The sequence below is a fragment of the Paenibacillus polysaccharolyticus genome, assembly GCF_900102085.1.
Taxonomy (GTDB): Bacteria; Bacillota; Bacilli; order Paenibacillales; family Paenibacillaceae; genus Paenibacillus; species Paenibacillus polysaccharolyticus.
In genome coordinates this window covers 253,739-275,404 of sequence record NZ_FMVM01000002.1, presented here as the reverse complement: position 1 = coordinate 275,404, position 21,666 = coordinate 253,739, and the positions used below count along the sequence as shown (strand labels likewise).

20 protein-coding genes are annotated in these 21,666 nt (G+C 42.9%); 8 read left to right on the top strand and 12 right to left on the bottom strand.

What is annotated here, in order from left to right:
- Positions 1 to 75: 75 nt before the first annotated feature.
- A complete protein-coding gene (locus BLQ13_RS03730; protein ID WP_090916123.1) occupies positions 76 to 1,035 on the bottom strand; it encodes an NAD(P)H-dependent flavin oxidoreductase in 960 nt (319 codons plus the stop codon).
- Positions 1,036 to 1,193: 158 nt separating this feature from the next.
- Here BLQ13_RS03730 and BLQ13_RS03725 point away from each other — a divergent pair, with 158 nt between their 5' ends.
- Entirely contained in the window at positions 1,194 to 1,565 is a 372-nt protein-coding gene (locus BLQ13_RS03725) for a winged helix-turn-helix transcriptional regulator (protein WP_090916121.1), read from the top strand.
- A gap of 106 nt (positions 1,566 to 1,671) precedes the next feature.
- On the opposite strand, the gene BLQ13_RS03720 is transcribed toward BLQ13_RS03725, so the two are convergent.
- Together BLQ13_RS03720 and BLQ13_RS03715 are read right to left on the bottom strand one after the other, a co-directional pair.
- Complete coding sequence (locus tag BLQ13_RS03720; protein WP_090916119.1) at positions 1,672 to 2,655, bottom strand: alpha/beta hydrolase; 984 nt, start codon at positions 2,653 to 2,655, stop codon at positions 1,672 to 1,674.
- A 379-nt stretch (positions 2,656 to 3,034) separates the two neighbouring features.
- Positions 3,035 to 4,333, bottom strand: a complete 1,299-nt coding sequence (locus tag BLQ13_RS03715; RefSeq protein ID WP_090916117.1) for an NCS2 family permease — start codon at positions 4,331 to 4,333, stop codon at positions 3,035 to 3,037.
- Between the two features lie 421 nt (positions 4,334 to 4,754).
- On the opposite strand from BLQ13_RS03715, the gene BLQ13_RS03710 reads away from it, so the two are divergent.
- Positions 4,755 to 6,149: an alkaline phosphatase gene (locus BLQ13_RS03710; RefSeq protein ID WP_090916115.1), complete on the top strand. Its 1,395-nt coding sequence runs from the start codon at positions 4,755 to 4,757 to the stop codon at positions 6,147 to 6,149.
- Positions 6,150 to 6,300: 151 nt separating this feature from the next.
- Here the strand turns inward: BLQ13_RS03710 and BLQ13_RS03705 are convergent, their stop codons facing one another.
- Positions 6,301 to 7,503 carry a macrolide family glycosyltransferase gene (locus tag BLQ13_RS03705; protein WP_090916113.1) on the bottom strand — a complete coding sequence of 401 codons (1,203 nt, stop codon included), beginning with the start codon at positions 7,501 to 7,503 and terminating at the stop codon, positions 6,301 to 6,303.
- 63 nt (positions 7,504 to 7,566) lie between these two features.
- Positions 7,567 to 8,931: an MFS transporter gene (locus BLQ13_RS03700; RefSeq protein ID WP_090916511.1), complete on the bottom strand. Its 1,365-nt coding sequence runs from the start codon at positions 8,929 to 8,931 to the stop codon at positions 7,567 to 7,569.
- Between the two features lie 324 nt (positions 8,932 to 9,255).
- Here BLQ13_RS03700 and BLQ13_RS03695 point away from each other — a divergent pair, with 324 nt between their 5' ends.
- A complete protein-coding gene (locus BLQ13_RS03695; RefSeq protein WP_090916111.1) occupies positions 9,256 to 10,482 on the top strand; it encodes an NAD(P)/FAD-dependent oxidoreductase in 1,227 nt (408 codons plus the stop codon).
- 78 nt (positions 10,483 to 10,560) lie between these two features.
- Here the strand turns inward: BLQ13_RS03695 and map are convergent, their stop codons facing one another.
- Together map and BLQ13_RS03685 are read right to left on the bottom strand one after the other, a co-directional pair.
- The gene (map, locus tag BLQ13_RS03690) at positions 10,561 to 11,301 is read right to left on the bottom strand and encodes a type I methionyl aminopeptidase (protein WP_090916109.1); all 741 of its coding nucleotides are present in this window, start codon (positions 11,299 to 11,301) and stop codon (positions 10,561 to 10,563) included.
- Between the two features lie 284 nt (positions 11,302 to 11,585).
- Complete coding sequence (locus tag BLQ13_RS03685; protein WP_244159222.1) at positions 11,586 to 13,580, bottom strand: glycoside hydrolase family 16 protein; 1,995 nt, start codon at positions 13,578 to 13,580, stop codon at positions 11,586 to 11,588.
- A gap of 334 nt (positions 13,581 to 13,914) precedes the next feature.
- On the opposite strand from BLQ13_RS03685, the gene BLQ13_RS03680 reads away from it, so the two are divergent.
- From BLQ13_RS03680 to BLQ13_RS03670, 3 genes are all read left to right on the top strand, one after another.
- Positions 13,915 to 14,100 (top strand): hypothetical protein, encoded by a 186-nt coding sequence (locus tag BLQ13_RS03680; RefSeq protein WP_090916107.1) that lies wholly within the window; start codon positions 13,915 to 13,917, stop codon positions 14,098 to 14,100.
- Between the two features lie 78 nt (positions 14,101 to 14,178).
- Entirely contained in the window at positions 14,179 to 14,649 is a 471-nt protein-coding gene (locus tag BLQ13_RS03675; RefSeq protein ID WP_090916104.1) for a hypothetical protein, read from the top strand.
- A gap of 104 nt (positions 14,650 to 14,753) precedes the next feature.
- On the top strand, positions 14,754 to 15,221 hold the full coding sequence (locus tag BLQ13_RS03670) for a ferritin family protein (RefSeq protein ID WP_090916103.1): 468 nt from the start codon (positions 14,754 to 14,756) through the stop codon (positions 15,219 to 15,221).
- Between the two features lie 147 nt (positions 15,222 to 15,368).
- On the opposite strand, the gene BLQ13_RS03665 is transcribed toward BLQ13_RS03670, so the two are convergent.
- From BLQ13_RS03665 to BLQ13_RS03650, 4 genes are all read right to left on the bottom strand, one after another.
- Complete coding sequence (locus tag BLQ13_RS03665) at positions 15,369 to 16,268, bottom strand: cation diffusion facilitator family transporter (protein WP_090916101.1); 900 nt, start codon at positions 16,266 to 16,268, stop codon at positions 15,369 to 15,371.
- Between the two features lie 347 nt (positions 16,269 to 16,615).
- The gene (locus BLQ13_RS03660) at positions 16,616 to 17,335 is read right to left on the bottom strand and encodes a hypothetical protein (protein ID WP_244159206.1); all 720 of its coding nucleotides are present in this window, start codon (positions 17,333 to 17,335) and stop codon (positions 16,616 to 16,618) included.
- Positions 17,336 to 17,460: 125 nt separating this feature from the next.
- Positions 17,461 to 18,765 carry a sensor histidine kinase gene (locus BLQ13_RS03655; RefSeq protein ID WP_244159205.1) on the bottom strand — a complete coding sequence of 435 codons (1,305 nt, stop codon included), beginning with the start codon at positions 18,763 to 18,765 and terminating at the stop codon, positions 17,461 to 17,463.
- A 119-nt stretch (positions 18,766 to 18,884) separates the two neighbouring features.
- Complete coding sequence (locus BLQ13_RS03650) at positions 18,885 to 19,592, bottom strand: response regulator transcription factor (protein WP_090916095.1); 708 nt, start codon at positions 19,590 to 19,592, stop codon at positions 18,885 to 18,887.
- A gap of 157 nt (positions 19,593 to 19,749) precedes the next feature.
- Between BLQ13_RS03650 and BLQ13_RS03645 the strand changes: the two genes are divergently transcribed.
- Positions 19,750 to 20,007 (top strand): GlsB/YeaQ/YmgE family stress response membrane protein, encoded by a 258-nt coding sequence (locus BLQ13_RS03645; protein WP_090916093.1) that lies wholly within the window; start codon positions 19,750 to 19,752, stop codon positions 20,005 to 20,007.
- A gap of 112 nt (positions 20,008 to 20,119) precedes the next feature.
- Here the strand turns inward: BLQ13_RS03645 and BLQ13_RS03640 are convergent, their stop codons facing one another.
- Positions 20,120 to 20,893, bottom strand: a complete 774-nt coding sequence (locus BLQ13_RS03640; RefSeq protein ID WP_090916091.1) for an alpha/beta hydrolase — start codon at positions 20,891 to 20,893, stop codon at positions 20,120 to 20,122.
- 137 nt (positions 20,894 to 21,030) lie between these two features.
- Here BLQ13_RS03640 and BLQ13_RS03635 point away from each other — a divergent pair, with 137 nt between their 5' ends.
- A complete protein-coding gene (locus BLQ13_RS03635) occupies positions 21,031 to 21,648 on the top strand; it encodes a TetR/AcrR family transcriptional regulator (protein ID WP_090916089.1) in 618 nt (205 codons plus the stop codon).
- The last annotated feature ends 18 nt before the right edge of the window (positions 21,649 to 21,666 follow it).

Here is a 21,666-nt window from a genome sequence, read left to right as displayed (position 1 = left end):
CCACTTTTTGCTGCGTATAGATTTTAGTTATCATCGTGGTGATGAATCCATTTTTGGAAAGCATAATCTTGCTAATTAATAACTTATATAGTTTATAATCTCATCTATAACTTCCTGACATGTCAATATTTCCTGAATCCCTCCTGCTGATGGAGAAACGCTAATTGTTCCTTGATCTAAATTCCCTAGTAAGAGCGTTTCTTTGTATCCATTTTTGTGGTACGGAACGGCATCTAGTGACTTCCCTTCATTAATGAGTTGATAAGCTTTTTTTCCTCCTGGAGTCGGGATTGTTCGCTCATAAACCCCATCCAGTTCGAGTATTTCTTCACTTTTGACATCAATAATGGCTTGCTTGGCGGCAGGACTCGCAGGATTTTCTACGGTTGCTATGAATCTAGTTCCCATGTAAACGCCTTGTGCCCCCATCGCAAAGGCTGCTTTAGCACCACGTCCATCGATAATTCCACCAGCCGCAATCACAGGCAAATTAACAACTGCAGTTATTTGGGGTAACAGCGTAAATAGACTAAGATTATACTGACTAAAATGTCCCCCAGCCTCACTACCAGTAACGATAACTGCATCAGCTCCATGTTTCTCCGCTTCCAGAATGTTATGAACCGTAGGGTTAAGCGGCCTATAGATAACGGTTATGCCTTGCTCTTTTAATTTTATCATTTCGCTTGCGACCATTTGGTTCCCAATAGCTACTACATATTTGACTTCTTCTTCAACTATGATATCAAAAAGCAATGAGCCAAATGGTAGAGTGCCACTGTCATCTAGAGGGAATATATAATTTACAGCGAAATTTTTATTCGTTAACTGCTTCACTTTACGGATCTCGTTTCGCAGGTTATCAGCATATTCTTTCAAATTAGTAGGATGTAGTTTTTGTCCAGCATTTGGTCCGAGTACCCCCATCCCCCCTGCATTACAAACAGCAGCTACAAACTCTGCTGAAGTTACCCAATTCATAGCTGCAGAAATAATGGGATATTCTATATTCAGTAATTCGGTAATCTTATTCATCTGACGAACTCCTTTATACGTATATTTCAAGCCTAGATTGAAGATTTTCTCAATGTCTTCTATACTAGCTGAGATCTCTATAAGTTAGAAGTAGGCAAAAATAATGAACATAGTCACTTTTTTAATACTATTGGATTATCATTGTGAGGAGGAAGTGTATGACTCGGATATGCAAAGACGGATTTCACGAAGAGTTTAGGGAAAAGTATCCTATCATTTTTGGCATGGCTTACACTCAACACGTGCTATCAGGGCGTTGGAAATTTCTCATTATATGGTTTTTGAAGGATCAAGCACGACGATTTCATGAAATCAAGTCATTTCTGAATGACATACCGCAAGGTTCATTAACCAAACAATTGAGGGAATTAGAGGAAAATAGACTCATATCCAGACACGTATTTCCTGAAGTTCCACCGCGAGTAGAATACTCTCTGTCAGACAAAGGACGCGATCTCCTACCGATTTTAGATATGATGGAAAAATTCGGATTGAAGCACGGGGAGATTACTCAGATAAAGGAAGCTTGAGAATTATATTAATTAATCCAGTGGAAGCTTCTACCGATAAAACAAAAAAAGCCGCTAATATAGCGACTCCTATGGGGAGATGTTTTTCCCCCTTAACAACTTTACTTTATTTTAATTGAACACTCTTCATATAAGCTTTGAATTCTGCAGCAATCTCTTTATACTTTGTATGATGCAAATAGTGCGAGCCTTCCATCGGGATCATTTTGCCCTGATCGGATTGTTTGATCTGCTCTTCATGTAGCGGTATCCAATTGGGATTCGCAGTATTATTGGACTGAACGAAAAGCAACATCGGCAAATCGCGAGGATAGGTCAGTTTCTCTGCATTTTTGAAGTTAGACCCCAGATTTTTCAACTCATTCATTAAGGTCGCATTGCTCGACACCTGATTCGAGATCAGGTTCATCTGCTCTATGGTATGCTCATCATAGTCCATGGATTTGTAAGGATCTGCACTCACATTTTTGAGGAATCGCATCAGCCCTGAGGTTTGAAGGAACTGCATCGATTTCAGAGGTAGTTTAACATCCATGCCAGGCTGATTAGGAACACTGCTGTCTATACCGATAAATGCGATCACTTCACCCGGATAATCTTTTACATAAGATGCGCTGTACAGTCCCGCAATAGAGTGCCCCATAAGAATATAACGGTCAAGACCTAGTTGCTCCACAGCTTCATGTATTTCTCTAACGATATTTTCAGAGGTACGTTCTTTGTCTGTACGATCACTTAATCCATAGCCCAATGGTTCAATCGTTACCACTTTATAATCTGGCGTTAATTGGTCAATTAATAGTTTGAAATCTAACACCGGAGATGGGGTTCCTTGTCCCGGAAGCAGCACGATGGTCTGTTCTCCGTGACCTTGAATGGAGACATTCATGTTTTTGCCATCCACTTGCACATACTGCCCATACGATTCTATCTTTTTCTTTTCCATTCCATTGCTAATCACATGGATCACAAAGACGATGCCCATGAATAATACAAGCGCTGCGAAGATTCCCCCGAATATTTTTAAGAACAGCTTGCGTTTCTTGCCACGTTTCTTCTCTGTCTGCTTTATTTCTACGATTTCTTCCATTCTCATCTTCTCCTGTCCCTTAGTCTGTGTAACTGTCTTGGTGACTTATTTACAGTATAGTGAGACAAGATGTTGCCAGCGTGACGCCAATATGAACGGAATATGAACTGGCATATATAAGTTGAATTGGTTTACACAGTCCACTCCGATGACAGAATAACCTGGAGAGTAGCTGTTATCACCAGATTTTTTTGGATTCCCTTTTCCAAAGGGGAAAATCCGGTGATAAAGGCGAGCGCTCCGCTTTTCCAGGTTTTTTCTGTCCTCTCCGTTAACGTGTAAATAATCATTCATTTTATATCGTTTTTAAGCATTATACATGAAAAAAGAGAGCTGCTTATATAAACGCAGCTCTCTTTGCCATGTTCAAGACCGTTTCTTAGTGGTCGAGGAATACAAGTTGAATGAAGAATAGAATCGCAAAAATATAAAAAATCGGATGAACATCTTTACCTTTGCCACGAAGTAGCTTGAGCACAGGATAGAAAATGAAACCAATCCCTATACCTGTTGCAATACTGTGCGTCAGCGGCATCAGAATAATGATCAGGAACGCCGGGAAGGCCTCTTCCAGATCACTCCAGTTCATTTTACTAATCACACTGATCATAAAGAAACCAACAATAATGAGTGCCGGGGATGTAATTGCCGGGATGCTCGAGATGACACTTACGATTGGACTAAAGAACAAAGTCGCGGCGAGCAATACACTTACTGTTACCGCAGTCAGTCCAGTTCTCCCCCCTGCAGCTACTCCCGTACTGGACTCAATATATGCCGAGGTTGGGCTTGTTCCAAGCATAGCACCCGTCGTTGTACCAACAGCATCAGCGAGCAATGCACCACGAGAGCGCGGGAATTTGCCATCTTTCAGTAATCCAGCTTGTTCCGCGACACCAAGCATCGTCCCTGTAGTATCGAACAAAGTAATCAACAAAAACGTGAAAATGATCGTGTATAGTCCATTGGAGAAGACACTGGCTAAATCCATCTGGAACGCAGTTTCTCCCAGTCCTGAAGGCATCGCTACAATGGATGCAGGCATTTGGAACAGTCCCATGAACCAGGCGATGATCGCTGTAATAACCATACCTATAAATAGATATCCTTTGACATTGTAAGCCATCAACGTAACGGTGATGATTAGACCAATAAGAGTCAGATAGGTCATCGGTTGCGCCAGATTTCCAAGTGTAATCAGATTGGATTCCGAATTGGCAATAATACCTGCATTCTGCAGTCCTACCGTAGTAATAAATAATCCAATCCCTGCTGTTATGGCGTGTTTGAGACTTGCCGGAATCGCATCCAGCAGCATGTAACGAAATGAAGTCAACGATAAAATAATAAACAGAATACCCGCAATGAATACAGCACCCAGTGCTGTCTGCCAAGTTACCCCATAACCCTGTACAACACTAAACGCGAAAAACGCATTCAATCCCATGCCTGGTGCGATAACAATCGGATAATTGGACCACAATCCCATAATCAAGGTTGCTACAATACTCGCCAGAATTGTAGCAATGAATACGCCGTTAAAGCTCATTCCCGTACCACTAAGAATTCCGGGATTCACAATCACTATGTATACCATCGTGAAAAATGTAGTAATACCAGCAATAATTTCGGTTGAAACGGTGGTGCCTCTTTCTTTCAGTTTGAACCAGTTGTCCATCGTCAAGCCAGCCTCCAACTTTCATTTTGTTTTCTTAAATTCTACAGCACAGTTAAAAACAAAAAATCCTAATTGCCTATAGGATTGGAATTCTTACGCTCCTATATTCGTCATTAGGATCTGAACAGCTCCGAATGTGAAGATCAAAAAAAGAATTTTGTTTTTAATCTGAGGTGCATTTCGAATTTTATTAAAAATAACACGGGATGTCAATGGAATTCGAGCTTTGTTCACATTATTTACGAACTATTCAAGTTGATAAATGAGATTTTATTCGTTTTTTAGGGTTTAGACTGATCTAAGCTTGTATGTTAGTTAATGTTGAATATTTTACAATCAGCGTACAATTGTGATGGTTTTTATTTACAAATGAATGATAATCTTCTTAAGGATGAACAAATGAACAAAGTTTCATGCATTCATGTTAAAGAGATATCGAGGAGGAATCGTTGTGAAATTGTCTAAAAAAGCATTGCCTGCATTAGCTCTGACATTGGCTGTATCAGCTTCTACTCTTCTTTCCCCTGGACAAGCAACTATCGCTAAAGCTGCCGGTGCAAGTACTGAGAAAAAACCAATCAAAAATATCATTTTCCTTATTGGAGATGGTATGGGAACATCGTATACATCAGCGTATCGTTATATGAAAGATAATCCTAAGACGAAAGTGATGGAAAAAACGGTGTTTGATCCGTATCTGGTAGGCGCTCAAATGACCTATCCCGACGATGACAAACAAAATGTTACGGATTCCGCTTCTGCCGCAACCGCAATGTCGTCAGGTGTGAAAACATATAACGCAGCCATTGCAGTGGACACAAATCAAAAGAATGTCAAAACCGTGTTGGAGCAAGCCAAACAGATCGGTAAATCCACAGGTTTGGTCGCGACTTCTGAGATTACCCATGCTACTCCAGCGGCATTTGGAGCTCATGATATCAGCCGCAAAAACATGGATGCTATTGCAAATGACTACTACGACGAGTTGATTAACGGCAAACACAAAGTGGATGTACTGCTCGGCGGAGGGAAAACCAATTTTGTACGTAAAGACCGTGATCTTACGAAAGAGTTTCAAAAAGCAGGTTATAGTTATGTAACGGATCGTACATCCCTGCTCGCGAACAAAAACAAACAAGTTCTTGGCCTGTTTGCAGATGGCGGATTGGACAAATTTATTGATCGCACAAGCGCGACACCTTCACTCGCTGAGATGACGAATTCGGCTATCGATCGTCTTAAAACAAACAAAAAAGGATTTTTCTTGATGGTTGAAGGCAGTCAGATTGACTGGGCAGGACACGATAATGATATTGTCGGTGCCATGAGTGAGATGGACGATTTTGCTGCTGCCTTTAAAGCTGCGATTGATTTCGCGAAAAAAGATGGACAAACTCTTGTCGTAGCAACAGCTGACCACTCCACAGGAGGACTTACCCTGGGTAAAGATGGAGAATACAACTTCTTCGTAGACCCCATTAAAGCTGCACTGCGTACTCCTGACTTCATGGCTGCTCAAATTGCCAAAGGGGCTTCTGTTGATGAAACTTTGAAAAAATATCTCAAACTTGAGCTGACAGCTGAGGAAATTCAATCCGTGAAAGATGCTGCCCAAAGTGCGGATGTTACAAAGATCGATAATGCGATTGAAGCTATTATTGATAACCGCTCGTTCACAGGTTGGACAACAGGCGGACACACAGGTGAAGATGTTCCGGTGTATGCCTATGGCCCAGGAAGTCAGCGCTTCTCTGGCTTAATTGATAACACTGATAATGCCAAAATCATTTTTGATATTTTGAAAAAGGGCAAGTAAACGATTTTGCACTCTTGATATCCAATGGTTAGCTGTATAAGTACTTTTCTAAATTGCCCCCTCTCTTCTTTCGAAAGAAATGAAGTGAGGGGGTTGTTGTATTAGCATTAATTTTATTCCCTGTTATATAAGAATAAGAGGTGAATTGCAGTTATACTTTGGCAAATTGTTGCATTATCGCCGTCGCCGCAAAGGTGCAGCCCCCAGCTTCTTTTAAAGATTTGCCGATGAGATGTGCCTGCTCTTTATAGATAGGATTGTGAAGTGTTTCCATAATCGCCTCCTGTAATTGAATTGCGTTCAGGTGATGTTGATCTAATACAATCCCGGCTCCAAGCTCTTTTACGCGACCTGCAACAAACGGTTGATCCGAGGTCATGGGAATCATGACAAGTGGAACATCGAAATATAATGCCTCGCTTACACTATTCATGCCTGCATGGGTAACAAAAACGTCTGCATGCTGCAATATTTCAATCTGAGCAACATAAGGCCTCACGATAAAGTTATCGGGAATCATTCCTTCGATGGATGTAATATCAGTGTATTTCCCCGAAGATAAAACAACATTTACTGGCTGATCTTTTAATGCATCAAAACAAAGTTTGTAAAACTCCAGGTTTTTATTGAGTATGGTTCCCATGGAAATGTATACTGTTTTCGTATGCCGTTCACGCAGAAGATAAAATGGGAATTCGGGGGCATCTTCCCGCGGAATAATCGATGAACCCGTGAATAGAAAACGATCATGCAATTCTTCTGCCCGTGGCTGAAAATAACGGCTGGTGTATACAATATTTAATTGAGCGTTATGTGCCATCATCTCCTCCACAGCAGGCAGGCTGACCTTATACGTTGTTGCTATTTCTTTTGCCTTGTTCATAATCGCTTCATATAGTTCTCGTGTATTGATAACCTCCCCGTTCTCTATGCTTGCCGGCTCAACGGAAGCAAAAGAAGCTATCGTACATACGGATGGAATCCCTAATTTCTCAGCGAGAATTTGGCCTCCCCACCCCATCAGTGAATCATAGATGAGATAGTCAAACGTTTCATGCTCAATTAAACGAAGCACCTCAGGAATCATTCTGGGAATGATACCGCAAGTAACCATGTGTAGGAATTGGTAGGGATGCCGATACGCCAAAGGCTTAAGTGTAGGTTCATGTGAGAACGCATCCTCCGCAAAAGGATAGGTCATGACCTTAGCTCCCGTTTGCTCAATCCGAGAACGATATTCCTCTACACAGACATAAACAACATCTTCCCCAAGTTTGACTAGCTCCGTAATTAACCCAAGGGATGGGTTCACATGGCCTTCAGCCGGAGTAATAACAACCAATACACGCGCCATCGTGCGCACCTCCTGAATGTAATATGTGCCTCCGATCCGTATCTGGTCTGACCGGTTGTTTGTTTACATCGGAAGTGTATCTATTTTTTGTCCAGTGGGCTGATGTAATTGAGAAGGAACAGCGGCAATCCGTAATGATGAGAAAAAGCTCAGTATAACCAATAGAAGTTGAAGCGTCAGCACCATCAGAATGCCTGTGGATATGCCCCATCCCGTCGTTTTGGCTAAAGCAACCAATGAACCGCTTACACCAATGCTTACAGCCACATAAAAAGAATCGACAAACTGAAGGTTGGCAGACATCTTTCCTTCCTGTCCAAGCTCAGCGTACTGTAAAGCAAGAACCGCGGTAGTCGGGTTAGCCAGACCCACACCAAAACCAATAATAATCTGTGAGAGGAGAATGAGCGCAATCCCGGTATCCGTCAAAAATAAAGCCAGCATGACGAGCATAACTCCGACGATCATAATGCCAATTCCATACATAACTCTCTGCTTCCGTCCATCACCTTGGTCTTTTACATCCAATCGGGCTTGCAACCACGCCGCTCCAGACCAGCTTAATGAGCCTGCTGCGACAAGTAATCCGGCAGTTTCTGAAGATACCCCCTTCATCTCAGTCAAACCCAAAATAACAAAACTTTCCGTTGCAAAATAACAAGCCACATACAATCCTCTTGTTACCAAGGTTGCCGGTAAACCGGATTGGATTAGAAATGTTCCTTGAGGCAGTAATTTGTGCATGAACGGTATCATGATTATGAATCCACTAATCGAAAGAGCTATGCCCTGCCAACTTATAATCATCCCGAGACCTGTCAGTAACAAGCCCGTTCCGATAGCTAATAAAATGGCCTGACCTGTTCTTGAGTCAACTGCTCGTGCTTCTTCTATAATGTGCTGATTGCGCTGCAGATCACGAAATGAGCGATATGTAAGCAGAAGAGCAAGTGCAATCAAAGGGATAACGATCCAGAAAACAAACCGCCAAGACAGATAAGAAGCAAGAAGTCCAGCAAAATAAGGCCCGATTAATGAAGGAAGAACAAAGGCCATCGAAAAAGCTGCCAAAATCTGAGTTCGGAGATTTTCCGGGTAGTATAATGTTACACACACATAGACACATGTAATTAAAGCGCCAGCTCCAAATCCTTGAAAAACTCTTCCTCCAATGAGCATGTACATGTTCATGGATGTCGCAGCAATCATTGTCCCCATTACAAAAATAACAAAAGATATAAGAATGGAAGTGAATACACCTCGCCTGTCCACTTGCTGGCCCATCACCAGTGTTCCTACAAGCTGAGATAACAAAAACGCACTAAAAATCCACCCATATAGATGAATTCCCTGCATGTCTTGAGCTATTTTGGCAGCAATAGTTGTGATCGCGAGCCCTTCGAATGCCGAAGTAGTTAATACTAACATGATGCCAATGGTCATGGCGCTGTAACGTCGATGAAAGATGCCGATTGGTTTCTCGTGTGTCACGGACACCTCCATAAATATTGAAATATTAGTAAAATACACCTGCAGATGTATCTTTAATATAGGATAAGCAAACCACTTTGTAAACAAAAATGTTTATTAAGTGGTCTTCTTCGTTGATCATGCTGATCCGAAGGCCTGTCTAAAGTCGCTTCATGTTCGGTATACTCGCCATTTGCTCCTTCATAAGAAACGTATGCTCTGCATTGACTTCCAACAAAGTGCTCATACTACGTATCGAATATATTTAAGGAGAGATTCGAGATGGATCTGCAGAGCGGCAAATTGTATTGGCCAACCACGGTAACAAATCCTCCTTCTTACCCGAAGCTTGAGGAAAATATTACTTGTGATGTTCTCATCATCGGTGCGGGCAGTTCGGGTGCACAGTGTGCTCATTTTCTTTGTAATCAAGGATTATCAGTCGTTGTCGTGGACAAGCGAAAGGTTGGAGAAGGCAGCACAAGCACCAACACTGCGTTGATTCAATATGCAGGGGAAAAGAGCTTTGTATCTTTGAAGAATACATTCGGTGAAGAAGCAGCCGCCCGTCATCTGAAATTGTGTGAACAATCGATCAATCATATTGAGCATATCAGTAGCGAGCTCCCGATTAAGCCTGATTTTACAAGACGTGATAGCTTGTATTACGCGAGTTACCTGGAAGATATCCCGGCATTGCAAGAAGAATATGAACTTCTCAAAAAGCACGGTTTCAACGTGGATTTTTGGGATGAGCAGCGTATATCAAGCGTATATCCTTTCTCTAAATCAGCTGCGATTTATTATCATGATGATGCCGAGATGAACCCGTTAAAATTCGTTTATGGACTGCTTGAGAAAGCAAAATCAGAAGGTGTACGGATCTACGAGGAAACCGAGATTTCAGGTAAACGTTTTGAGAACGATTCGGCTGTTTTCTATACCAAAGAACGCCACGAGATTCGTGCGAAACATGTGATTATTGCGGCTGGATATGAAGATAAAGACTTTAAAGTAGAAAAAAATGCCACGCTTTCCAGCTCTTACGCTGTTATTACCAAGCCGGTTTCTGATTTAGAAAACTGGTACAAACGCACGTTAATTTGGGAAACGGCACGTCCGTATGTTTATATGCGCACAACGACGGATAACCGTATTATTATCGGCGGCATGGATAAGGATACGGCCTACGTGGAAACCAGGGATTCTAAAATTTTGGCAAGTAAGGATAAACTGATCCAAGAATTTAATAAGCTTTTTCCAAATATTCAGGTGGAACCCGAGTATTATTTAGGAGCATTCTACGGGGGAACACATGACGGCTTGCCGGTAATCGGACAATATGAGTCATATCCGCATTGTTACGTCATTATGGCTTATGGCGACAATGGAACCGTGTATAACGGAGTGTTGGCAAAAATTGTAACGGACAATATCGTGCATGGCTCCAGCCCGGATATGGATCTATATTTGCAGAACAGACCCCTTGTTGAAAAAATGACTCTCTAACGCTAAAAGCCGATTCCACATCTACATCTGGAATCGGCTTTTAAGTATACCTTACAAAACCTTAATCGACCTCTATAGTTACAGGGTAATAATGATTGGCCCTTTTTTGGACAGAATGATCGTATGTTCAATCTGAGCTACATGACTGTTTTTGGTAGCAAACGTCCATCCATCCCCTTTTTGATACACTTCTTCTTCAGATGTAGAAATAAAGGGTTCAAACGCGATGACCATGCCTTCTTTCAGCAACTCATCATCTGACGTGTCATTATAATTATAGATATGATCCGGCGCTTCGTGAATGGCACGGCCAACCCCATGTCCTGTCAGGTTACGAATAACAGTTAACCCATTCTGCCGGGCAGTTAGAAAAACAGCTTTGCCAATACCGCTCTTTTTAGAGCCAGGATTCGCTTTTTTCAATCCTGCATCAAAAGCCAGTTTGGCTACCTCACAGATTTTCGTTAACACTTCTTCTCCCTGGCCGACAACAAAGGAGATACCAGTATCCGCGAAATATTCGTTTTTGGAGCCGGAAACGTCGATGTTGACGATATCGCCTTCTTGGATTACCCGATCCCCTGGAATCCCGTGAGCGACTTCTTCATTGACACTAATACACGTAAAACCAGGAAAGTCATATTCACTTTTGGGTGCGGAAATGGCACCCTCTTTCTCAAACAGCTCTCCAGCTAAATCATCCAGTTCTTTGGTCGTTACACCCGGAACCGTCCGCTCAACCAACGTATCGCGGATGGAAGCAACGATCCTTCCAATTTCTTTTAAACCATTAAAATCCTCTTCCGTTTTTGCAATCATATACGCTTACCTCACGTTCCTTCTTCTTTGTAAACAGAAAGTTTCATCTCATTGCAACATAAATTGCTACAGTTTGCAACATTTTTAGGATTCGATGTACTCGCACAAAGAAAAAACTCAACTATTTGACATCTATGTCTTTGATTACGTGCTGGCCTTTACCTCTCTTACGTGTACAAAAAAGAGGTGAATCGAAGTTCACCCCAGGTATATAGCGTTAATAATCATGTTACTTTACACGAAGGATTTCGCTCTCGCTAATTTAACGGACTAAGCTAAAACCATTATTGCTGTTTATACACCCGAACATAATCCACCTGCATGGTTGCAGGAATATCTGAAGCATCCGGAATGCGGCCACCATCGAAATTACCGCCGATCGCCAAGTTCATGATTAAATAGAACGGTTCATCAAATGGAGCATTAGGGTTGTTCGGTGCAGCTGCAGACGACCACTGCTGATTGGTAACTTTATAGAAGAATTTGCCGTCCACGTACCATTTGATGTTGTCCGGTTCCCAAACTACAGAATATACGTGATAATCGTTAGCAATAGTTTGTCCTGCGGGGAAGTGATACTCTCCACCTGCATACTGATTGGCAGGCCATTGCCCGCCAAAGTGAATCGTCCCACTGCTTGTTCCAGGCAGACGGCCTCTTGCCTCCATCACGTCAATTTCGCCTGATGCAGCCCATGTGCCATATACCGAATCTTGCGGTAGCATCCAGAGTGCAGGCCATACGCCATCTCCTGTAGGCAGCTTGGCACGGAAATCGACACGCCCGTACTTCAAGGATAACTTGTCTTTGGTATTCACCTTACCGGAAGCATATTTAGCAAAACGATTCGGGTCTTGAGGGAATGATTGGTTACTATGTGTTGCACGGATATTTAATTTTCCATCCTGAACAAAAATATTTTGCGGACTGGTAGTGTAGTGCTGGAGCTCCGCATTGCCCCACCCCCAGGTTCCCGGATCATCATTGAGATAATACCCTGTTTCTATATTCCATTTGCTTGTATCCAGCGCAGAACCACTGAACTCATCCTGCCAAATCAGATTCATGCCTTCAATCGCCGGATTGTTCGGTGTACCGATGATGATGTCTTCTTGGTCCGAGCCATCGGGACGCGGGGCATCCGGGTTGCCAATGAGTGTATAATTCACATAGTTGCTGCCTACGTTTCCACCGGGTTGTCCGTTAAGCGGATAGCCGATTCGAATTTGCATATTTTCCTGAATAGGCCGGAACCATAGACCGTAGATATGATCGGCCCAGTATCCCCACTGATTGGCATCGGAAATCGGATTGTAGCCATTGGCGGAATACGTAAATTTACTTTGACCACTATTACTTAAGTCTACCCATTGACCATTGATATTGATTTGGTAGACAAAATTTTGTAATTCCTTCGCAATAGGTGCGCTCCCGCCAATCTTGGGTAGCGGGATACCAATGGAACCGCTTTCATCTGCTGTGAAAGTTGTTCCTTCATAGGGAGTAACTACGAATGAATTACGCACAGGTTCATTGAATGTAATGGTGTAAATAATATTCACAGCCGATGTTTTGGACTGCAGCTTGACGTGAATAGACTCGGTTACGTTAAACCAATATCCTCCTCCACCCTCAGTGAATTGGCCGAAGTTCTGATCGTAAATCCAGCCGCTGGCTGCGTTATTGTCAATATCAATCCACGTGTTGCTCTGCACCGGTTTCACATACACCTTGAGATCCTGAGCGACGGCTTCATAGGTGACTGATGGATTATTGTTAAAGGTGGGATACGTAAAGCCGGCGCCTCCGGTGCTGCTGGCAATGATGTCAGGCCCCTGTGTAGGGCTCATTGCTGAGATCGTTGTTTCGTTAATGTTCTGAAAGACCAGTCGATAATCAAGCTTTATTCCGTTCGCTTTGGAATACAATTGAACATCGGTGGTTGAGGAGAGAGTGAACCAATATCCATGAAAGCCGGCGTCAGTCCAGTGTCCCCAGTTTTGGTTGTACGTAAAGCCTTCCGCCTGATCAATATCCACCCACTCGCTTCCTACCTTGACATTAACACCTAAATCCTCGTTCACCTCGCTCCATGCAGCAGAACCCCCATTAAACTTAGGCATCACGAATCCGAAACTGGCCTTGCCAACCCCGGATTTGGATATGACAGGTCCGTCAGCAGATGAAAAGTACTCCATGGACGTAATCGTCTTCCCGGCAGCCCGAGCCGTTGAACCGGGCCCAAGTAAAACACTGGCCAGCATGATGAATACGAGCATCACACCCACCCTTCTGTACACCAATTGCCTCTCCCTGCAAGCAACCGATTTCATTCATTCTCCTCCTTCAGTTCATTTTTCCAATCCGTTATCAATAAGGAAAAAGATTACAGATCGGATAACTCTATTCTACCGAAAAGAAGAATCTGCTGAAAGGTATATTTATATTTGTTTTAACTCACCAATTCATTGGATGAATAGTGAGATGATTCCTTTACAACACAGAAATCATCTCTTACTTTAATCAAAGGATCTTATTAGATTTATGAATTACCTTAAGATGTATTGGGCATCTTAACCAGATGATATATGTACGCGACGGGGGTTGTAAACAATGCAACACATCAATGATTGGTTGAAACAGATCGCACACAATTACATCTTGGTCGTCATTGCTGCGGTTCTCTTTTTTGCGATCAAAGCTGTGATTGGCTGGTACACGTACAGACACTATGATCAAAAATTAAATGCACTTACGGATAAAGTGAATCTTCTCCTTGAGCAGAAAAAAACGGATTAATGGCGAGAGTTCAGAATTAAACATCTTATGAATCGGTACTACAGTCAAAACTCACAGTTTAATTTGGAGGGAAAAGATATGCTGGTCAATTGGATCGTTGGTATGGTCATCCCCCTTCTGATCGGTGCATGGATTTTACGGCGGAACTATAGACTCGTTTTGATTTATTTTCCGCTTGGTGTGGCTACATCCACTTGTATTAATAGTGTTGGCTTCAATTTCTTCTGGAATATACTACCTAACACTCGCAATGAAGCCTTTGCGGCTCTCCCGATGGATCTGGGAATATATCCGGTTACGGGTTGCATTATGATGTATCTAATCCTTGTTAAACACTTCAGACCTTGGCCGAGTATCACTGTTTCAGCGCTCTTGTTGACATTGATCGAGTACATTGCCAAGCTTATGGGACATGTTGTTTATTTTAATGGATGGACTATCTTCTGGACGTTTTGGTCTTATTTCCTGGCGCTTATCATTGCCTATGGTTACAGTAAGCTGATAAAAATCATGATTAGAGACGATATCGTTAAGCAGATCGAACGTTAAAGGGCTCTGGTGCAGGCATAGCATGAAGCACAGCAAAAGAGAGAGGGTTACGTTTCTGGGCATATGTGCATATCTTAACTCATTATTGTTATGGAGGTATTGGTATGTACACAACGTATCCTTATTTTTATCGAAAACCCTTTACTCCCGTGTGGGCCACATCAACAGCTGAAGCACTCGGACTCATTCAATCCGCTGTTCAAGGCGAGCGAAATGATGAAATGTTTTATGACGCTCTTATTCGTATGGCTCCAGATACGTACCAAGCCGCGATTATTACAAGCATTCGCGATGATGAGCGTGGACACAATCAGATGTTCAGAGAGATGTACAAAGACCTTACAGGCCAGGAGATCACAGGCGTAAGCACTGAATCCCCGGAAAACGTTACATCGTATCTGGGTGGTTTACAAAAGGCATTTCAGGGCGAGCTTGCTGCGGTGGAGAAGTACAGAAGAATATGGTTTGGTCTCCCCTACGGCATTTACAAAGACACGGTATGGGGAATCATTCTAGACGAACAAAAACATGCGGATAAGTACAATAATCTGATTATGTACAATTATGCCTAAATGATTGTTAGGTGAGGTCGTTGGTGTTGATGCTTGCATGTTAAAAACTGAACGAACCTTAAATAGGTAACAACATCAAAAAAACCAGTAAACATCATCGTTTACTGGTTTTTGCCTTTTCAAGGTCCTTTTATATTTTTTTGAATATTACATGTATTCTTTGACTACTTCCTGTTCTGGCTCCGGCTCGACGTGAACGTGTACCGTATACACATCATGCTCTTCCAGCAGCTCATTCTCCACATCCGTACAAATATCATGTGCTTGTTGCAGATCCAAATCTCCCCGAACCGTGATCACCACGTCAACTACGGCGTTGCTGCCGTAATTACGCGCTCGTACATCTTTAACCGTCTCTACACCATCAATTCCGGCAATGGTCTCCCGGTATTCTTGAATCAACTCTACATCGAATCCATCCGTAAGATGGTGCGTAGCTTCTCTGAAAATATCCCAGGCCGTTTTGCAGATCAGTAAACCGACGATAATTGCCGTTACAGGATCAAGCCACGGAAGGCCGAACTGAGAACCCACGATCCCGACGACGGCACCGATACTCACCCAAGCATCGGAGATATTATCCCGTGCGGCAGCCATAACAGCCTGACTTTTGATACGTGTGGCCAGTCTTTTATTGTATCGATAGACCAAAACCATAATAATTGCACAGAAAATGCCTGTATACGCAGCAATGAGATCAGGAGATTCGTGCTTGCCCTCGAATACGGAACCGAAGGCTTCGAATAATACTTGCAATCCCACAGCCATCATGATGAATGAGGCCACAAGAGACGCCACTGTTTCTGCCCGCCAGTGCCCATATGTATGATCTTTATCGGCCGGACGCTGGGCGAACCTTAAACCAATCAGTACGGCGATGGACGCGACAATATCCGTTGCGTTATTCAAGCCGTCTGCTTTGAGTGCTTCAGAGCCAGCAATTGTGCCAATCACCAGCTTTATTGCGGTCAAACATATATAAGCGATGATACTGATGATCGCCCCACGTTCCCCGAGTTTTAAGTTATCGTATCTTACTTGATCCACATTTCGTTCCTCCTGCAATCTTCAACTATCGTAACACTTGTATGATGGTATCATTGAACATTTGTGTGGGTCTAGAGAAACGTTTTAAGTGTAAGCAAACATAGTCTGAGTGCCGCAAGAGTTTAATGGGAATCCAAAAAAGTTGCGTAAGGAAAACTTGTACTCCACCTGAATCTTTATGTATAAATCTGGAGATATGTAACGTCAAAAACATTACATACATTAAACACGCTATAATCTCTTATCAACTCATAACGACATAAAAACCTGCCCAACTCTTGGGCAGGTTCGAAAAGTAAATCTTATGATACGGCTCTATAAATCAAAGAAGTAAATCAATTACACTTTTAGTCCAGCAGGCTGAAGATATGAATGCTCTCGACCTTGGCATCCTTAATATGGAATGACATGACATCTACATAGTTCGATGGCTCGTAACGGAAGTCGTCTTCCTCGTCAGGTGCCCCATCTCCTACCAGCTTTCCTTCAGGATAAGCTTTTTTAAGTGTGTCTAGGCTATCCCCTGCTTTAATGTTTCGAACTGTTGTATACTTGGGATCGGTAATTTTGATATCAAAGATCGAGTCTTGTTTTCCTTCAGGTACACTGATCGTTTTAATCTCCATACCAGGATACGTGTATACTTTTTCCGTAAATCCGATTAAATTATCCATATTGGTTCCATCACCTTCAGTATACGTGTGGGATTTGAAATTGTCTGGTTTGCCCAGCATCTGTTCCATCTGCTCTTCATTCGCTGTATCCGAAATCGCAATGGTGTGCTCATTATAGACAAAAGCCAGCTCCTTCAGCACCACATTGCTTTCCTTCTTCACTGAACCTTCCTTCACTACTTCAGAGCCCTGTCCTTCAGTACCTTCGGAATCCGGTTTTTTTGAATCGGATGTTCCTTCACCTTTTCTTTGTCCATTCGACGTATTTTGCTCAGCCGAATTCTGTCCGGTTGTTGGTGACTTCGCATCCGTGGACTGACAGCCCGTCAGAGCTACCGTTAGTAAAGCACTTAGCAGGATAAAGCTCGCAGATTTCTTTGTTAATTTCATCATAATCCCTCCATAAATGTGTGATTTGTTCTTATGAAGTCATTATAAAAGAAGCATTTGTTAGTCTTATAACAGAAATGTATCAGTCTTGTAACGGTATTTATTTGGGCTTCGTTTTAGAAATGTGTTTAGACACGAGGTAACACAATCGTAATTGTCGTACCTTGTCCTAACTCACTTTCGATGTCGATATATCCATTAAAACGCTCGACGATCTCTTTGCAAATGGACAAACCGAGACCTGAACCATTCGCTGTGCTTGCATTTTTCGCCCGGTAAAAGCGCTCCTGCACTCGCTCTAGTTCATCACCCGCGATGCCTATGCCTTGGTCACTTATCTTTACAACGACCTCGCTTGACGTATGTTCCATCTCCACATTAATTTGCGAATGACTGCCTGAATATTTGATAGCGTTATCCAACAGGTTGGCGATTGCATGGGACATGAGCATTGGATTGACGCTCGCATAGACTTTTGTCAGACCTTCATCCGCCTGGTCTTCCTCTACTTGTTTAACTGTGATCCTGATCTCTTTATCCTTAGCTTTGGCTTCCATATTTCTGGCGACTTGCTGGATCAGTGCGTTCATTTCCGTCTTTTCGACCTCCAGCTCGCTTGAACCTGCCTTGTCAAATCGGGATAACAACAACAGTTCATTAATCAAACGGGTGAGCCGATCCGATTCCTGCAACAGATGAGCATAGATTTTTTGTAGCTCTTCGTTCTCATTCTCTCCTTCGTACAAGTATTGAGAGAAACCACGAATGGCTGCGAGAGGTGTTTTTAATTCGTGAGACACGTTCGAGACAAATTGTTTCTGGTATTGAATGTAATTATGAAGCTGCTGTCCCATGGAGTCGAGTCCATCCGCGAGCATCCCCAGCTCATCCTTGCGGTTCAGATGAACTCGCTTAAATTCCTGTCTGGAGAAACTTTGCGCGGCACCAAGGAGCACCTTAATCGGTTTGGTTGTATTTCGTGCAATCCACAGACTGGCTAACGTAATCAGCACAATGAATCCGCCCGCGCCTGCAAACAGCACATAACGGATTTGATCCATGATTGCATAAAAGTACGAAATGTCCTCTACGAACTCGTACACATAAGCATTTTCGTAAAATTGATTCTGAATGGGAGTCGCAAAATAAAGCAGATGATCATCCGTTACAGTGTAGGCATAGCTACCGCTCAGAGCTTTTTCAATATTTTTCTCGAAAATATGTGGTTTGCCATCATTAATGATGATGCCATCTACAGCCAAGCCCAGTAGCTGCTTGGAGCTGTCATAGATACGCACTTCCTTGCCTGAAGCCTTCAGCTTCTCCAGTGCAAGTCTGACGATTTCCTTCGTCTGCGGCTCCCCTGATGATGATCGATGCTGTGCCAGCACTTCACGGAAGGACAGCTCGGAGAGATCTGCCTTCTCCATCATCTGTTTTTCAATAGTAATGAAGCTGTAGTAATCAATGGCTTTATTAACGGCAAAGATGATGATGCCAAAGGACAATACAGAGAAAAATAAATAGTTCAGCAGTAGCCGGGTTGCGTACTTCAGGCCTCGCCACCTCCAAGTTGATAACCGAATCCATAGATCGTTCTGACATATTTCGGTTCGTCCGCGTTATCCTCCAGTTTCTTCCGCAGTCGCATGATGGTCATATCCACACTACGACTATCTCCCATAAAATCATATCCCCATCCGATCTGTAAGAGCTCATCCCGAGTATAGATTTTGTCAGGCCTTTTAAGTAAAGTTTCCAGAATTTTAAACTCTTTGGCCGTCAAAGAGACGGGAACATCGTTTTTCAGCACTCTTCGACTTTCCATATCAAATGTCAGCTCTTCATGAACGATGCGTGTTGTTTGCGATTCCGTCCCTTCACTTGTCTCCACCTTGCTCTCGTTTCTTCTCAAAACTACCTTGATGCGAGCAAGTAATTCGCGGTTGTCAAAAGGTTTTGTCATGTAATCTTCCGCGCCAAGTTCTAATCCAAGCACCTTATCTATAATCTCATTTTTGGCAGAGAGCATAATAACAGGAACTGCACGTTTCCCGGTAATCTCCTTGCACAAGTCATATCCCGAGCAATCGGGCAGCATCAAATCAAGCACTACCAGATCTGGTTGAAAAGAGTCCAGCAATTGCAGCCCGGTTTTGCCATCTTCTGCGGTTTTTACATCATAGTTCTCTCTTCTGAGCACCAGCTCAATTAAATCTCGAATGGCGACTTCATCGTCAATGACAAGTATTTTATTCAATGGACTGTACACCCCTTCTATCCTTGTTCCCCAGCTTGAATCATAAGTACCCTCATCTTAGCACAGAGCATTTGCAGTACTCCACCAATATAAGATGAGGTATATTCCACTGAACCCAACATAACTTGTAATAAACCCGAAGAAAGGAGAACAAACCATGGATCTGCTCTGGGTACTTATTGTTGGTGGACTTATTGGCTGGTTAAGTGGCAACTTGATTGGGCGGGACGTACCGGGCGGTGTAATTGGGAACATTGTTGCGGGTTTTATCGGTTCCTGGTTAGGAACCGAATTGCTTGGACCAAGGGGACCGGTGATTGGCGGGTTTCATATCATTCCGGCGATCGTTGGCTCAATCATTGCCCTGCTCCTCTTTTTTGCTCTGGCACGCGGCGGAGCCTTCCGTAGACGTTAACCAAGAGAAGCGGAAATCGATCACGTTGTTCAATAGAAAATCATCGAAAATCATAAAAAGACCGACAGCATTCATCGTTTGCAGATGAAAACCTCGGTCTTTTTTTATTTGGTCATGGTTTTATTGAATTTGATTTCATCCATTCTTCCAATGCCTGAACAACCTGCTTAAGCTGTTCCTGTTCTGTGATCTTAGGTGCGTTGTCTCCCTTCTGCATTCCGTAGGAGCCAAATTGACCATGGTTGCCGCCTTCTATGCTTACATATGTCGTGTCATTTGGAAGATTGGATTTGGCTTTTTCCCACGATTCCCAGTTCAGAACACCATCATTGCTTCCCGTAATTTGCAGTGCGGACAAGTTGGTTCCGTCCAGTCTCCCGCCATCATCTGCATAAGAAGCTAGGTAAAAGACACCTTTGATCTGAGCTGTGTGCGCCGCAGCATATCTTGAAGCGAATACACCTCCTAGAGAGTGTCCACCAATAACAAAGCTTTCACCCGCATGTTCCGCGAGAAACGTATCCGCCCGGTTTTCCCCGAACATCGCCAAGTTCAGCGGCATCTTCGTAATATACACACGATGTCCTTGCTCCGCTAGTGCTCGTGCCATAGTCGCATAACTTGCCGGCTCCACTAAACCTCCGGGATAAAACACAACATTAGGCTGTGTGATGTCCTGCCCTTTAGGTTCAAATTGATAACCGTTCTTCACTTCACTAACAACGACCCGATCATCACTTTTCATTGCCACTTCCGCTTGTTCCGAAGGGCTGTATGTGACAGATGCCAGGTACGCAAACACCCCTGCTACCAGGGCAATAATAATTACACTAATCCATATCGCTATTTTCTTCCATCTGCTCTTACGCACTGTTGTCTTTGCCATAACTTCGTTGCCCACCTTTAAACGTATCATTTTTAATTACAGAACTAATTATATTTACTGGTAAGTAAAATTACAAGCTTCTTTGCTTATATTTATGATTTGACATAAAATATTGTGGAAGGAGTGTGTACGAATCTATGCCAGAGCAAGTACCTAAGCGTTTGCGCGGAAGACCCAAGCAGACAGACAATGACATTTCCATGCAACAAACTATTATCTATACGGCATCTACCCTATTTAAAGAATTTGGCTACGAGATGGTTACCCTTCAGCAGATTGGGAAGAAATGCGGCGTATCCAAACCAACCATATATTATCATTTCGCGGGCAAAGCGGATCTATTCGTGGCAGCCATGACAACGATGTTGCAGAACGTTAGAAAAATTACGGCGCATATGCTGGATGAGGCGGAACATTTACGAGACGGATTAATCCGATTAGCGGAAGCTCGTCTTGCTAATCCGCATGGTGAGATTGAAATGATGATGCGTGAAGCGGAGCCTTTTCTGGAGGAAGAACAGATTCATGCCATTCGTGAATCAGAACATCAGATTCATGACGTACTAGCCTCGCATTTTAAAAAAGCCATGGATGAGAAAATCTTTCGTGAAGAAGATCCGCTTTTCTTGGCTGAGGCTTTTTCGACTCTAATGTTGATGGGGAACCGGGCGCATGATCAGCAAAAATATGAGTCTCATCATGTCATGGCGGAGAAAATTGTACGTGTTTTTCTTAAAGGAGTAACGACCACTTAAAACGTCAATAAACTCGGT

Coding starts and splice junctions, on each gene's coding strand:
- BLQ13_RS03730 (WP_090916123.1), bottom strand. CDS start 1,035: ATGAATAAGATTACCGAATTACTGAATATAGAATATCCCATTATTTCT.
- BLQ13_RS03725 (WP_090916121.1), top strand. CDS start 1,194: ATGACTCGGATATGCAAAGACGGATTTCACGAAGAGTTTAGGGAAAAG.
- BLQ13_RS03720 (WP_090916119.1), bottom strand. CDS start 2,655: ATGGAAGAAATCGTAGAAATAAAGCAGACAGAGAAGAAACGTGGCAAG.
- BLQ13_RS03715 (WP_090916117.1), bottom strand. CDS start 4,333: ATGGACAACTGGTTCAAACTGAAAGAAAGAGGCACCACCGTTTCAACC.
- BLQ13_RS03710 (WP_090916115.1), top strand. CDS start 4,755: ATGTTAAAGAGATATCGAGGAGGAATCGTTGTGAAATTGTCTAAAAAA.
- BLQ13_RS03705 (WP_090916113.1), bottom strand. CDS start 7,503: ATGGCGCGTGTATTGGTTGTTATTACTCCGGCTGAAGGCCATGTGAAC.
- BLQ13_RS03700 (WP_090916511.1), bottom strand. CDS start 8,931: ATGTTAGTATTAACTACTTCGGCATTCGAAGGGCTCGCGATCACAACT.
- BLQ13_RS03695 (WP_090916111.1), top strand. CDS start 9,256: ATGGATCTGCAGAGCGGCAAATTGTATTGGCCAACCACGGTAACAAAT.
- map (WP_090916109.1), bottom strand. CDS start 11,301: ATGATTGCAAAAACGGAAGAGGATTTTAATGGTTTAAAAGAAATTGGA.
- BLQ13_RS03685 (WP_244159222.1), bottom strand. CDS start 13,580: ATGCTCGTATTCATCATGCTGGCCAGTGTTTTACTTGGGCCCGGTTCA.
- BLQ13_RS03680 (WP_090916107.1), top strand. CDS start 13,915: ATGCAACACATCAATGATTGGTTGAAACAGATCGCACACAATTACATC.
- BLQ13_RS03675 (WP_090916104.1), top strand. CDS start 14,179: ATGCTGGTCAATTGGATCGTTGGTATGGTCATCCCCCTTCTGATCGGT.
- BLQ13_RS03670 (WP_090916103.1), top strand. CDS start 14,754: ATGTACACAACGTATCCTTATTTTTATCGAAAACCCTTTACTCCCGTG.
- BLQ13_RS03660 (WP_244159206.1), bottom strand. CDS start 17,335: ATGATGAAATTAACAAAGAAATCTGCGAGCTTTATCCTGCTAAGTGCT.
- BLQ13_RS03655 (WP_244159205.1), bottom strand. CDS start 18,765: ATGATGGAGAAGGCAGATCTCTCCGAGCTGTCCTTCCGTGAAGTGCTG.
- BLQ13_RS03645 (WP_090916093.1), top strand. CDS start 19,750: ATGGATCTGCTCTGGGTACTTATTGTTGGTGGACTTATTGGCTGGTTA.
- BLQ13_RS03640 (WP_090916091.1), bottom strand. CDS start 20,893: ATGGCAAAGACAACAGTGCGTAAGAGCAGATGGAAGAAAATAGCGATA.
- BLQ13_RS03635 (WP_090916089.1), top strand. CDS start 21,031: ATGCCAGAGCAAGTACCTAAGCGTTTGCGCGGAAGACCCAAGCAGACA.